Raw genomic sequence first — 13,421 nt, 5'->3', positions numbered from 1 at the left:
CCGCTCCAAATTAAAATGTATTAAGCAAATTTCCCAGTGCACTATCTGCAATCTGAGCAATTATTATACGGATAACAATGTAATAACCGATTGCACAAAGGACAATATAGAGGACCAGGGAATAGAAACTATCAAATTTTGTATTATTATTCTCTGCATACCTAAGGAAAATATAGAGGGGTGCAAATGCAAATAATAATCCACCGATTGCCAGGAAGACAGCTCCTATTTCATATAGTCGAATCATTTCCAAAAGTATGCCGAGTATGTAAAAAGATATTACGACTATACTTGAAACTGCATAATCATTAAGCGTTTTTTGCCATGGAACAGAATTTCTAATAACCAGTAAGTTCAAAACAAGAAGGATACCGAAAAACAATACGAAGAGTAATGAAGTATATATAAATAGTTGGAATAGTGCTGAACCAGGTATTATTTCTTCACCGTAAAAGCTCGTAACGCTTGCTGTTGATGAGCGCGCAAAAATAAAAGTAAGGATACTGAATAGAAGGATCAGCAATGCAACAACAGTTACAGTAAGTGCTGGCGGGAAATAATCTTTAGATCCTATGAATCTTCCTGGAGATTTGAATGATTCTTTGAACATCTCCATCCCGCTGTTTATGTAACTATTTACGTTTTTGCTGTCACTCAATGAAGAAATTTCTGCTGCCCCCGCTGTTGTCTTTTGAGAGTGAGCAGTTTCATTATTTGAAACATCAAAATCACTTGAATTATGTAAATCATTTGGTTCTGTGTTCATATTGTTCAATGAACCATTTTCAGTGAAGTCGTCGACTTTTTCACCACATTCACCACAAAATTTATCTTCCGGAAAAATTTCAACACTACAATTTGGACATTTCACCTTTAAAACCCCCTATTCATTTATATATTGAGTATAGCAGTAAAAAATTTACACCTCAATATAATATTGGAAAAACAATAAAAGGCTCCTGCTATCCATTTTTATTTTTCATTATGATAAAATTATCCGTACTCTATATATTTTTGTCCTCACTAAATTAATGGCTATATTTACAGTAATAAATGAAAAAGGAGAGATAATATCAAACCGCTGTTAGTGCTCGATATCCTAAAATTCGTATTATTAACAATGGCGCTTGTACTGGATCAATTTTCACAAATACCATTCGCTACTGCTACAACCCAGTTTTTCATTATACTTTCATTACTTGGTTTATTACTCTGTTCCTCGTATATTGCACCGGGTGACCACGAAACTAAAAATGATGGTGTCCCAAGAAAAATATTCATGTCCGTTTATATTATTTCAGCTGTACTGACACTGAACCTTTTAGGCGGAGATTCCCATGCCGGTTTAAATATCACTTCAGCCGAATTTTGGATTGCTTTCTTTGTTCTGAATCTGGATTTAATCAAACAACTGACTGAGAAACAGGAAAACGTAAAACAAAGATCATAATCATGCAGGACTACATCTCTTTTAAATCTGTCTTATATGATCCTGTTAAAAAAAGAAACACCGGAACGGAATCTTATATTCATTCCTGTCCCGGTCTTCTCTATATCAATGAAATCAGCATACCACCGATTGCGCCCGTCACCACGACGATCCAGGGCGGCAATTTCCAGAATGCCAGCATGCTGAACAATACCGCGGCCAATGCAAAGTCGATAGGTTCTACAATCGAACTTGTCCAGATCGGAGTGTAAAAAGCTGAGATTAAAATTCCCACTACCGCTGCATTTACACCCATGATCGCTCCTTTGACTTTCCTGTTGTTGCGGAGGCTGTCCCAAAACGGCAGCGCTCCGACAATCAGCAGGAATGCAGGCAGGAAGATTGCGAATGTCGCAAACAGCCCGCCGAACCAGCCGTTCATCACTGCGCCCAGATAGGCGGCAAAGGTGAATAAAGGCCCCGGCACCGCCTGGGTGGCACCATAGCCTGCCAGGAATTCTTCCTGAGTGATCCAGCCATTCGGCACCAGTTCCTGCTCAAGCAGAGGCAAAACGACATGGCCGCCGCCAAACACCAGTGAACCCGAGCGGTAGAAACTGTCGAAAACCGCAATCCAATAAGAACCGGTCACCTCTTTTATCACCGGCAGCAGAAACAGTAATGCGAAAAACAATACCAGGCATAATGATGCGATCTTTTTCGAGATTGGAAACCGTGTTTCCGCATCATCAGTATCCGCCTGGTCTCTATAAATCAGGAATCCGATGAGCGCGGCGATCAGAATCACACCGACCTGGGTGAATGCCGTCTGCCACATCAGTGTGCCGATAAGCGCCAGCAGCACAATCGCTTTGCGCTTCAAATCCGGTGCCAGCTTTTTGGCCATTCCCATCACCGCATGGGCGACGACCGCCACAGCGACGATTTTCAAACCGCGGATCCATCCGGCATCCGCGACATCATAAGTCGTCAACAGCAGTGCGAATGCAATCAGTACGATGACCGACGGCAGTGTAAACCCGATAAATGAAGCCAATCCGCCAAGCACACCACCGCGCATGAGACCAACGCCCATGCCGACCTGACTGCTCGCCGGTCCCGGCAGGAACTGGGCGAGCGCCACGAGATCTGCGTAGCTCTTCTCATCCATCCATTTCTTTCTGCGGACGTATTCCTCATGGAAATAACCCAGATGCGCCGTCGGCCCGCCGAATGACGATAGGCCCAGACGTGTTGATACCATTAATATTTCTAACAGATTTTTTATTTTTTCCATTGTCATCTCCTGTAATTCAGTCTTTGATTTCCTTAAACAGTTCGTACGCTTTGTTTCGTGCTTCCTCGAGAATGTCCTTCCCCTTTTCGGTAATCGAATAATACTTTCGTATTTTTCCTTCAACATTCCTGTCCTCTCTAGTCAAAAGTCCATCCGATTCCATCGTATGAAGAATCGGATAGAGCGTGCCCGCGCTGATACTGTAGCCGTGTTCCTTCAATTCCTCCACCATCCAGGTGCCGTATACCGGATGTTCCTTTGCATGGTGGAGTATGTGAATATGTATGAAACCCAAAAAGAGTTTTCTCAGTACTTTGTCTTCCAATGAATCTCCTCCCTCGATTTGATATCGAAATTCAATATTGGTTTTCGATATCACGAATATAACATGAAAATGGTCTTCAAATAACATCTTTACGAAATCTTAACAATACGATTTGAACAACATTGAACCCATATATGCAATCAGTCCTTTGAATGAAGTGTCTTTCCAAGGAGATTCCTCCAGCTCATTCTCTTTATTTTTTCCTCTCCGTTCCTCCTCAAAAGAAAAATGCAAAACCGCCCACAGCGGTTCTGCATCCTCTTCCAATATATAATATCTCTATTCGCTAAACATCCTCATGACACCGCCTGCGACTGCCAGGTCGAAGTATCCTGCACCGACGCATTTGTATAGTGTAATCTCTGCGTCATCCGTCCTCAAATAATCTCCATCGAATATATCGACCAGGGAGCCCTGGATATCTTCCCAAGTGATGATGCCGCTCTCCACGGCATGCATCAGTTCGCCCGCTTCTTCCTCGATGGCTTCGAGGTCATCGACATAGATTTTATTCGCTTTCGCAATCGTTTCATTGTCCATTTCCCGCATGGAGGGTTTGAATGATCCGACCCCGTTCACATGCACGCCGGCTCTCAAATCTCTTCCGTCGAAAACGGGTTCAGCCGACTGTGTTGCACAGTTGATGATGTCCGATGCAGCGACCACTTCAGATACATCTTCCGCCACTTCAAATGCCGCATCCACTCCGAACGCCTTCAGCCGGTCGGCAAATGCATGTGCCTTCCCCGCCGTCCTGTTGAACAGGATCACCTTTTCAATATCCCGGACTTCCATTACACCGAGCACCTGCTCGAATGCCATGTTGCCGGTGCCGATGACGCCCAGCACTCTCGACTCTTTCCGTGCCAATTTATCCGTGGCGATGGCAGTCATCGCGCCTGTCCTGAGACGTGTCAGATACGATGCATCCATGCTTGCCTTGTGCTGCCCGTCGGCAAGATCCGTCACCAGTATGTTCCCCTGCGTGGTCGGCAGGTCTTTATTCACCGGGAAGATCGATACCGTCTTGATGATGGACGTCTTCGATGCCTTGCTGATGCACGGCATGTAAAGCATGGAACTTTCGTCATCCACCGGCAGTACCGTTCTGACGGACTGCACGATGGCATCATTCCTGAGATCTTCCAAAATGTTTTTCACATCTTCTATCGCGTGATCAATCAAATATTTTTCCTGAATCTGTTCATCTGTAAGAGTAATCATAACGGTCTCCTTTTATGCTTTTGCTTCCTGCGTTTGCTGGTACTCCAGATCCTGGGCCTGCACCCCTTTTACCGCCCATACGGCAGTCATGGATACGACGGCTGTAAAAATGATATAAAGGGACACCGGCACGCTTGAACCATCGAACGCATTCATCAGATACTGGGCAATCAGCGGTGCAGATCCTCCTGCGAGCGCTGCCCCGATCTGGTATCCGATCGTCACTCCAGTATATCTGACTTCCTTGCTGAATGCTTCGGAGAACATCGTTCCGAGCACCGCAGTAATCGGCGGCCAGATGACCGTCAGACCGATCAGCGTTGCGATGATCACAAGCGCCGGCTGGTGCGTATTGACGATCAGGAAGTACGGAAACGCGTAAAGCAGCATGGCTGACGAGCCGATCAGGAACATTCTGCGCCGGCCCACTTTATCGGACAGGCTGCCCATGATCGGTATCATGATAGTCGTCAGCACTGCAGCAATGACGATGGCAATCATCATGAACTCGAATGAAACATCCAGCTGGCTCGTTCCATAACCGACGATGAATGTCGTGAATATATAGAAAGGACCCGTTTCAACAAACTTCGCACATGAAGTGATCAGCACTTCTTTCGGATGGCGTTTGAATGTTTCGATCAGCGGCACCTTCTGTACGGTCTGCGTCTTTTTCGTTTCCTGGAAGGCCGGAGTCTCGTCCAGATCCTTACGGATCCAGAGTCCGAATCCCACAAGGAATAAACTCAGTATGAACGGTACACGCCATCCCCAGGCGGCAAATGCTTCAGGCGAAAGCAATCCAGTCAGTATGAAGAAACTCGTATAGGCGAGCACCAGGCCGATCGTGATCCCCATCTGCGGCACACTGCCGAAGAAGCCGCGCTGTTCCTTCGGTGCATATTCCGTCGCAAGCAGCAGCGCACCGCCCCATTCTCCTCCGATGCCGAGCCCCTGGATCAGTCTCAGGAACATCAGAAGGATCGGTGCCGCGATGCCGATTTGTCCGTATGTAGGCAGAAGGCCGATACACGCTGTCGCAATCCCCATCAGGCTCAGTGTAATGATCAGCGTCTTCTTGCGCCCCACCCGATCCCCGATATGGCCGAAGATGACCCCGCCGAACGGCCGGATGAAGAATGAAAGTGCCAGACCGAAATAGGCAAGCAATGTAGAGACGACCGGATCATCCGTTACAAAGAACTGGCTGTTGAAGACAATCGTTGCCACTGCGGCATAAAGAAAGAAATCAAACCATTCGATGGATGAGCCGATCAGACTCGCCACCAATACTTTTCTGCGTAATTTTTTGTCCATGTATTTACCCCTTTTCCCCTTAAATTCATTTCAATATTATATTTATCCGAATAGTCTGTCAACTAATATTAAGAGTATAATTCCACCATTAAAAATGGGCATAATAAATGCCGGATGAAGGACTGAACCCTCACCCGGCACTCATATTCACATATATCTACTGTACCGCTACTTTATCTGCATTTCTTATCAAAGTCAAATGATTTCATTATTTTTATAAAATATTTTTAAATGTAATTTATTAACTGTCTTTTAACTGTTCTTGTAATTGAAGAATATCTCAAACGTCTGGCCGTCTTTATCGGATGATACCTGTACTTCATCACCGTCTTCCAGCGCCTGAAGTGATTCCAGGATGAATTCACCGTTTTTATCCGCTTTTGCTGTGAACGTTTCATCCCCGGGATAAGTGACAGTCACTTCTGCATCCGGCACCGTTTCCCCGGTTACTTTCGTTGTTTCCGATGCATAATCACTCAGGACATTGGCATCGATGTAGATGGCCTGCGTTTCTGTGGCAAGTGATTCCGTCACGCTTTCTGTCTGGCCACTTTCATCATCCTCCGCCTGTGCCATATTCGTGCCCGTGAGCACCGAGACAGCCGCGACGAGTATGCCGACCGCAACCATGGCGATATTCACGATACTTACCTGTTCCGTGTTATTTTGATCCATCAAAATAAACAGCTCCTTTTATAATATTAAGAGTAAACCACAGAATGAACCCCTGCAGGTCCAAAGTCAAAGGATTATGTGCCGGCTTATTTTAGTGATGGAGCATTTCCTCTTTTATCTCATCCCCGCTCATTTCATCCGGATAATAGGTCGGCCAATGGTCCATCTCCCTGAGCAATTTTTCAGTGTCATTCCCCATGTAAATGTGGAAATGGCTGCTTTCCGTCGGGCTGATGCCATGGTCACTGAACTGGACGTGGCGCGGCAGTCCGGAACTTTCATTCCCTGAATCCTTCAATGAGAATAAATACCTCACGCCCCTGTTGCCCGCTTCATACTCAAGGATTTCATAACCGTCATAGACATATTCACCTGTGACTGTTTCACCGTTTTGATGGAAAGTCATTTTCCCATTTGAGATATCGATCTTTTCCACATCCGTCCGATACCCCGTCGTGTAGTATTCTTTATACTCAGCCTGAGTCATCTCCCCGTCTTCCGCCTTATGTTCGAATACGGGACCCAGTGTGCCATCTTCAAGGTACGGGTATACAGACTGCCATTCCCCTTCCCAGTCGGACAGGGAACGGTCTTTCACATCCCCATCATCAAAATAGCCATTGTACACATCTTCATCTGCCGAGTGGTCGTGTGCTTCCGGTTGTCCATTTTCATTCTTTTTTGCTTCTTCACTGCTGTAGTCATTCATCGCCTTACCCAGAACTTCAATATTGTTTCGCATCAATGTCTGGTAATCCGTGTCCGGATCATCTTCATCCGTCAGTACGGACAGATTGTGGAATTCGAGCAGTTCCAGCCCGCCGGCGTCCTTTATGATATCGGTGACTCTGGAAGAAACATTCTGTTCAACCAGAATGTATTTCGAACCATCCGATGTCAGACCTTCGATCATTTCAATCACTTCCTGCTGCGTCGGTTCCTCGTTGTTCATCCCTGAGACACCATGCTGGTGGAATCCGTATCGATCCGCCAGATAGCCGATGGATTCATGCGAGATATAGACGGTATCCACTTTGGAATCTGCCGTGACCGCTTTTAATTCCTCATCCAATTCTGTAAGGTCCGACTCCACCTTTTTAAAGTTCTCCTCGTACGCCGCAGCGTTATCCGGATCGATTTCACTTAATTTCTCTTTGATCGATTCCGCCATACCGATCGTGTGGACCGGATCGATCCAGACATGGGGGTCCAGCTCTCCATGACTATGGTCATGACCGTGGCCGTGATCATGTGAATGGGCATCTTCACGCAGATTTTCTGTATGCCCGGCCGCTTCCAATACTTCGGTTTCATCTTTTACAACATCTGAAATTTTCCCCGACACAGCGTCGAGTTCTTTATTCGTCGTAATAAACAGGTCTCCCTCCGCATACTCCATCATATCTTTTTGAGTCGGCTCGAAAGTATGTATATCCGCCCCATTCGGGTAGATTGACTTCACTTCGGCATTGTCGCCCGCAATCTGTCCGGTGATGCTTTCGAGTGCAAATACCGTCGTATTGACTTCCAGTTTATCCTGCTGCCCGCCTTCATCCGTCTGTGCCGTACTGCATGCCGCAAGAACAAAAACCATCGGTGCCAATAAAAACCATAAACGCTTCTTGTACATAAAATCCTCCCATTTCTTAAATCGTAGTCATTACGCTTTAAAATTATAATCGTAATCATTACGTTTTGCAAGAAGAGCTTTCAATCTTTAAAATTTTTACCGGACATTGTGAGTTTGCAATTGCCGGATAACACACTTTCAGGACATTATGGAACCGCAAATAAAAAACATCTCCCGCAAGGGAGATGCCTTAGACTATTGCAGTTAATATTTATAGGATTGTCCGCCGTCAATCGGGATCACGGCTGCGTTGATGAATGTCGATTCATTGGACAGCAGGAATGTTACAAGGTTCCCCACTTCTTCCGGTTCCCCGAAGCGCTTCATCGGGTTGACGCTGACGAATTCCTTGCCGGCTTCCTCCCAGTTTTCGCCGCCCATCTGCTTGAGTGAGCCTTCCACCATCACAGTCATGATGGCACCCGGTGCAATGGCATTGATGTTGATGCCGAATTCCCCGTATTCCACACCGGAGTTTCGTGTCAGGCCGACGACACCGTGCTTGCTTGCAGAATATCCGGATTGGTTGCCTACGCCGCGGATGCCCCCGACGGAAGCTGTATTGACAATCGATCCGGAACCCTGTTCCTTCATGACTTCCAGCACATATTTCATGCCGTAGAATACACCGTTCAAGTTGATGCCGATGACCTTTTCAAATTCATCTATGCCGTAATCCTGGGTCAGGTTCTGTTTCCCCTCAATGCCGGCATTGTTGAAGAAACCGTCTATACGGACAAATCTTTCAACGGTCTCATCCACGTAGTTTTTAACCTGCTGCTGATTTGAAACATCCGCTGTAATCAGATGCACTTCGACATCGTGGGAAACTTCAGCGACTTTCTTCTTCGTTTCCTACAGCCCTTCCACGCTGATATCCACAAGCGAAAGCTTTGCGCCCTCTTCCGCCGCCTTGACCGCTGCCGCCTGACCGAGTCCCGATCCGGCACCTGTAATCAAAATGACATGATTGTCCAGTCTACCCAACATGATCACTCCTCCAATATTTTTCAATACATTCATATCTTCCTTTTCACAGGAAATCTAAACGGCACTATCGACCGGAGAAAAGGATGATCTGCTGCAAATAAAAACCGATGCCCTCTGTACGGCACATCATTCATAAATCATTTTTTTGACATATCCATAGTGAAAAACTATAATATTATAATCCCTACTAATCTAATAAGGAAAAAGGACGGTTAAAAATGAATGTTAAAGTACAACCTGTAAATGAGGTGAAGGATCCTGTCGAACGGTCTTCTCTGGCTCTGAATGATCCACAGAAGTTTCTGATCGGCGGCGGTGTTCTTGTCAGCCTCGTTTTATTCATATATTTAGCAGTAACGCAGTCGGTGATCCAGCCGGTCCTGTTAATACTCGGACTATTGCTCGGACACACTTTATTCCACGCCAGATTCGGATTCACGTCCGCATTCAGACGGATGATGTCGGTCGGCAACGGACAGGCTATGCGTGCCCATATGCTGATGCTTGCAGTCGCAGTGACGTTGTTTGCACCAATTTTGGCATTCGGCCTTTCATTCTTCGGTGAAGATGTTGCCGGATACGTATCACCGGTCGGCGTCAGCCTGCTCGTCGGTGCGTTCATCTTCGGAATCGGCATGCAGCTCGGCGGCGGGTGTGCCTCCGGTACACTCTATGCCATCGGCGGCGGCCGGACAGTCATGTTCATCACGCTGTTATTCTTCATCGTCGGCACAACGGTCGGTGCCTATCACCTGCCGTTCTGGACGGAAGATCTGCCGTCAGCAGAACCTGTTTCACTCGCGACTTCCACAGGACTCGGATACGGCGGTGCCTGGATCGTATCCCTCTTGCTGTTCGGACTGATTGCATGGATTACCATTGTAGTCGAGAGAAAAAGGAAATCACCGAAAGTTGCACCGCTGCCGACCGCACAGGGCTGGAAGAGAATATTCAGAGGCTCATGGCCGCTGTTCGCAGCAGCAATCGCACTCGCGGTATTGAATGCACTCACACTGATGACACGCGGTCAGCCATGGGGCATCACTTCCGCTTTCGCGCTGTGGGGCTCAAAAGTGGCACAGTTCTTCGGTGTCGATGTGGCAAGCTGGGGATATTGGCAGGGAGAAGCGGCAACTGCCCTCCAGTCTTCAATATTCGCAGACTCCACAACAGTGCTTAACTTCGGTGTGATTCTTGGTGCATTCATTGCATCCGCAGCAGGCGGACTGTTCAAGTTCACGAAAATCACTACAGGCAACTTCTTTGCATCCGTCATCGGCGGACTGTTGATGGGTTACGGCGCACGCCTTGCATTCGGATGTAACATCGGTGCATACTTCGGCGGCATCGCATCATTCAGTCTCCACGGATACATCTGGGGCATCATGGCAATCGGCGGAACATTCCTCGCATTGTATCTGCGTCCCCTATTCGGATTATCCGTACCGAAGTCGAACGACTCAGTGTGCTAAAGATATAACGGGAGCGGCCAACGGGAAATTCCCGTTGGCCGTTTTTTGTTGTCTGCCGGACGTCGCGTATCCATCCGTTGCCACAAAATCCATTTGATAGCACAGATACCGCCCCTTACCGCAACATAACCCATCTACATCACCTCCGCTAAAATCGTTCTCGGAGTGACCGTCATCTGATTGTGCCGGTCGATCAGAATCAGATCGATGCCAAGCGGAAATTCTTTGCACCGTTCAGTTCTCATCTTCATCCATTTCGGGTCGAGCGTCATTTCCAAAATGTTTTCCGCTTTGATGCCCGGACCTTTCAGCGCATATCTGTGCCCTTCACCAATCGACACCACTTCAATGATCAGCGTTGCCGAATTTTCAGGAGAAGCCAGCGTGCCGGCCTTTACGTTTTCAAATAGTCCTTCCGTCAGTTCGTCCGCCTTTACCACCGCGTAATCGATTTCTGCGAGGTCGCCGTGGCACTGGCCGCCCGTCAGCGTCTGTAACTCATCACAATCCTTTTTGTCATTGGCATAGAAAGCAATCTCATTGTCGAACAGTGTTAAAACCGTCGCCAGAACCGCATCCGAAAATCCGGTGAAATTCGGTGTATCGAAAGTTGAAATCCGTATCTCCCCCGGTCTGCTGAACAGATCCACCAGCTCCCGGTAGTGCTTTTGTGTATTATGAACCATCGTAGTCACTTGCCGTCCCCCTATTCCGTCATCATGTCGAAATCGACTTTAGTCTTTAAAATCTCTTTCGTCCGATGTTCAATATATGTCTGTTCCTTTATTTCCAAAGCATCCAGAATGTCTGTGAGTTCCTCGCTCAATACCTCAAGGCTGAAGCAGAGGTCGATAAAACCGACCGCCATGCTGAGCGCCTCGTCACTCCCTTTCACAACACCAAGACCGATCGTCTGTCCCTGCCTGATTTTCGTTTCCGTCACCAGCACCTCGCCGATGTAGAACAGGCTGTTCTTCGCATGCTCGCGCACCTTGATCATCGTCAGCCCCTCACTCGGTTCCGAAATGATGTCAAAAGGCACCGTCCGCCGGTATGTAACGAAAAACTGTATCGCTTCGTCTCTGCCGAATTTTATAATCAAAGCCGTCCACCGTTTCTTATTCATCAACTCAACCTCCTTAACTACACTCTAACTTGTTGCCAAGCGGGTGAACTTAAAGGTTCTGTAAAGTTTGTTAAAGAAGTGTTGAGCGTATAAAAAAGAGGATGACCAAAAAGTCATCCCCGGAAATTGTCATTCTGTTGTTTTTACCTTTTAACGGTCATCCAACTCCCTTTTCAATGACTGTTAAACGCCCAACGGTCATTCAATCTTCCTTTCAATGACTGTTAAACTAAAAAGAACGGCTCTTCAGCCGCTCTTCAGTTCACCGATCCCAGTGAATGCTTGAATAAATCACTCCGGTACAGGATCCGGGTCTGTTCTATTATATTATTCGTATCTTCATCCACCGTCTGTGATTCATAGGCGATGAGCGGCACCAGTTCATGACATTCCAGATTCCGCTGTTCGGCCAATGTGGGGAAGGCCGTATGGATCTGTGTATCCGTCGACTTCAAATTGGTAATACCGTTGTTCCTGTAGTAATTGAAAACGGAGGCGAGCTGATCGGTCTCTTGATCAATATCCGGCACCACATCTTCCCTTATAAATGAAACGTGTATGGCACTCGGCACATGATTGACAATACGCAGCCGCGCCACTTTATATATCGCAATTCCGGCATCGACGCCGAGCACCTCCCGGTATTTCTCCTGTTCTCTGCTTGTTGCATAACCGGCAAAGATGACCCTGCTTTCATATGAGACACCCTGTTCCTTCATCTTATCGGAAAAGCTCCGCTTCCCCGACATGTCCAGTTCAATGATCGGAAGCTTCTCTTTAATAAAACGCCCGACACCCTGCCTGCTGCCTAAAATCCCCATCTTCTCCATCTGCACCAAAGCATTCCTTACAACGATCCGCTTCACTTTATATTCATCCGCCAGTGCATTTTCACTCGGCAGTTTATCACCGGACTTCAGTTCATTATTCAAAATCATTTCCTGAATGGCATTCCTGATAATACTTTCATTGGAAACATTAAAATCATTTTGGTTCACTTTGATTGAGCCTCCAAGAGTAGATAGATACGCTTACAATATACAATATATGGTTCCGTATATAGAATAAAATATAATAATCCAAAAATATTTGCGTATAATAATCAATATAAAATGTATAATACTGTGCTAGAAAATATCCTTCTTTAATTTGAATCGAGTTTCATGTATAGACTTCTGTATTCTCTAGGGGTTTTGCCCTGTGATTTTTTAAACGTTGTAGCGAAATATGTTGCACTCGAAAAGCCAATATTATGAGCAATGACCTCGATAGGCATCGCAGTTGATTTAAGAAAGTATTTCGATTTCTCAATTCTTACTTGAGTTAAAAATTCAATGAAATTAGTATCGGTAACTTCTTTAAACATTCTACTGAAATGAGATGGACTTAAATATACTTTTTCTGCAATATCCTTTAAATTAATAACTTCAAAATAATTCAAATGAATGTATTCAATCGCTGTTTTTATCGGTTTTGACATATCGGCTTCAAATTCTCCGCTTTTATTATCTGATAATATAAATGAAGCTTCTTGTTTATTTATTATTGGGTTCGATAAAATTAATCTGTCTATAGTAGTTAAAAATTCATTCTTTACCACAGGTTTCAAATAAAAACCTGAAAAACCATTATTTATAGCTTGTTGTACTAGTTCAAACATTTTCAACTGGGATATGGCAATGATAAAAGTAGCATTGGATTCAGATAATATTTTTTTGCCAACTTCTATTCCATTGAAATCTTTTAATGAAAGCTCTGTTACAACAATAAATGGCCGGTTTTCCTTTGCTATTTTTAAGCCATCAGCTGCATTATTTGCTTCTAAGATTTTAATATCTGAATGTCTAGATTGCTTAAGAATTTCTTTAATTTTTACACTACTTTCAAAATCATCATCAATGATCAGTATACTCATAAAGAGTAGCCTCTTTTCTAT

13 protein-coding genes and 1 pseudogene are annotated in these 13,421 nt (G+C 45.6%); 2 read left to right on the top strand and 12 right to left on the bottom strand.

Annotation, left to right across the window (positions count from 1 at the left end; translation table 11 throughout):
• Positions 1-10: 10 nt before the first annotated feature.
• Entirely contained in the window at positions 11-871 is an 861-nt protein-coding gene (locus ACKRAT_RS04245; protein WP_411843855.1) for a hypothetical protein, read from the bottom strand.
• Positions 872-1,120: 249 nt separating this feature from the next.
• On the opposite strand from ACKRAT_RS04245, the gene ACKRAT_RS04240 reads away from it, so the two are divergent.
• On the top strand, positions 1,121-1,450 hold the full coding sequence (locus ACKRAT_RS04240) for a hypothetical protein (protein ID WP_411843854.1): 330 nt from the start codon (positions 1,121-1,123) through the stop codon (positions 1,448-1,450).
• A 100-nt stretch (positions 1,451-1,550) separates the two neighbouring features.
• Here ACKRAT_RS04240 and ACKRAT_RS04235 read toward each other — a convergent pair whose 3' ends face one another.
• The 7 genes and pseudogenes from ACKRAT_RS04235 to ACKRAT_RS04205 all read right to left on the bottom strand — a co-directional run bounded on the left by ACKRAT_RS04235 (position 1,551) and on the right by ACKRAT_RS04205 (position 8,887).
• A complete protein-coding gene (locus ACKRAT_RS04235) occupies positions 1,551-2,726 on the bottom strand; it encodes a chromate transporter (RefSeq protein ID WP_411843853.1) in 1,176 nt (391 codons plus the stop codon).
• A 16-nt stretch (positions 2,727-2,742) separates the two neighbouring features.
• On the bottom strand, positions 2,743-3,051 hold the full coding sequence (locus tag ACKRAT_RS04230) for a PadR family transcriptional regulator (protein ID WP_411843852.1): 309 nt from the start codon (positions 3,049-3,051) through the stop codon (positions 2,743-2,745).
• A gap of 279 nt (positions 3,052-3,330) precedes the next feature.
• Positions 3,331-4,275: an ornithine cyclodeaminase family protein gene (locus ACKRAT_RS04225; RefSeq protein ID WP_411843851.1), complete on the bottom strand. Its 945-nt coding sequence runs from the start codon at positions 4,273-4,275 to the stop codon at positions 3,331-3,333.
• Positions 4,276-4,287: 12 nt separating this feature from the next.
• Positions 4,288-5,592 carry an MFS transporter gene (locus ACKRAT_RS04220; protein ID WP_411843850.1) on the bottom strand — a complete coding sequence of 435 codons (1,305 nt, stop codon included), beginning with the start codon at positions 5,590-5,592 and terminating at the stop codon, positions 4,288-4,290.
• Between the two features lie 252 nt (positions 5,593-5,844).
• Positions 5,845-6,267, bottom strand: coding sequence for an Ig-like domain-containing protein (locus ACKRAT_RS04215; RefSeq protein ID WP_411843849.1), 423 nt, complete (start codon positions 6,265-6,267; stop codon positions 5,845-5,847).
• 91 nt (positions 6,268-6,358) lie between these two features.
• Positions 6,359-7,897, bottom strand: a complete 1,539-nt coding sequence (locus tag ACKRAT_RS04210) for a metal ABC transporter solute-binding protein, Zn/Mn family (protein ID WP_411843848.1) — start codon at positions 7,895-7,897, stop codon at positions 6,359-6,361.
• Positions 7,898-8,101: 204 nt separating this feature from the next.
• Positions 8,102-8,887 (bottom strand): annotated as a pseudogene (locus ACKRAT_RS04205) (SDR family oxidoreductase).
• A 218-nt stretch (positions 8,888-9,105) separates the two neighbouring features.
• On the opposite strand from ACKRAT_RS04205, the gene ACKRAT_RS04200 reads away from it, so the two are divergent.
• Complete coding sequence (locus tag ACKRAT_RS04200) at positions 9,106-10,359, top strand: YeeE/YedE family protein (protein ID WP_411843847.1); 1,254 nt, start codon at positions 9,106-9,108, stop codon at positions 10,357-10,359.
• A gap of 134 nt (positions 10,360-10,493) precedes the next feature.
• Here ACKRAT_RS04200 and phnH read toward each other — a convergent pair whose 3' ends face one another.
• The 4 genes from phnH to ACKRAT_RS04180 all read right to left on the bottom strand — a co-directional run bounded on the left by phnH (position 10,494) and on the right by ACKRAT_RS04180 (position 13,400).
• Complete coding sequence (phnH, locus tag ACKRAT_RS04195; RefSeq protein WP_411844411.1) at positions 10,494-11,045, bottom strand: phosphonate C-P lyase system protein PhnH; 552 nt, start codon at positions 11,043-11,045, stop codon at positions 10,494-10,496.
• Positions 11,046-11,065: 20 nt separating this feature from the next.
• Entirely contained in the window at positions 11,066-11,485 is a 420-nt protein-coding gene (locus tag ACKRAT_RS04190; protein WP_411843846.1) for a phosphonate C-P lyase system protein PhnG, read from the bottom strand.
• Between the two features lie 257 nt (positions 11,486-11,742).
• Positions 11,743-12,483: a GntR family transcriptional regulator gene (locus ACKRAT_RS04185; protein ID WP_411843845.1), complete on the bottom strand. Its 741-nt coding sequence runs from the start codon at positions 12,481-12,483 to the stop codon at positions 11,743-11,745.
• A 146-nt stretch (positions 12,484-12,629) separates the two neighbouring features.
• The gene (locus ACKRAT_RS04180; RefSeq protein WP_411843844.1) at positions 12,630-13,400 is read right to left on the bottom strand and encodes a helix-turn-helix domain-containing protein; all 771 of its coding nucleotides are present in this window, start codon (positions 13,398-13,400) and stop codon (positions 12,630-12,632) included.
• Positions 13,401-13,421: the final 21 nt, after the last annotated feature.

Source organism: Salinicoccus sp. HZC-1 (genome assembly GCF_046736035.1).
In the GTDB taxonomy this organism is placed as follows: domain Bacteria; phylum Bacillota; class Bacilli; order Staphylococcales; family Salinicoccaceae; genus Salinicoccus.
The sequence above is the reverse complement of the archived record's forward strand: the minus strand, read 5'-3'. Positions and strand labels throughout refer to the sequence as shown.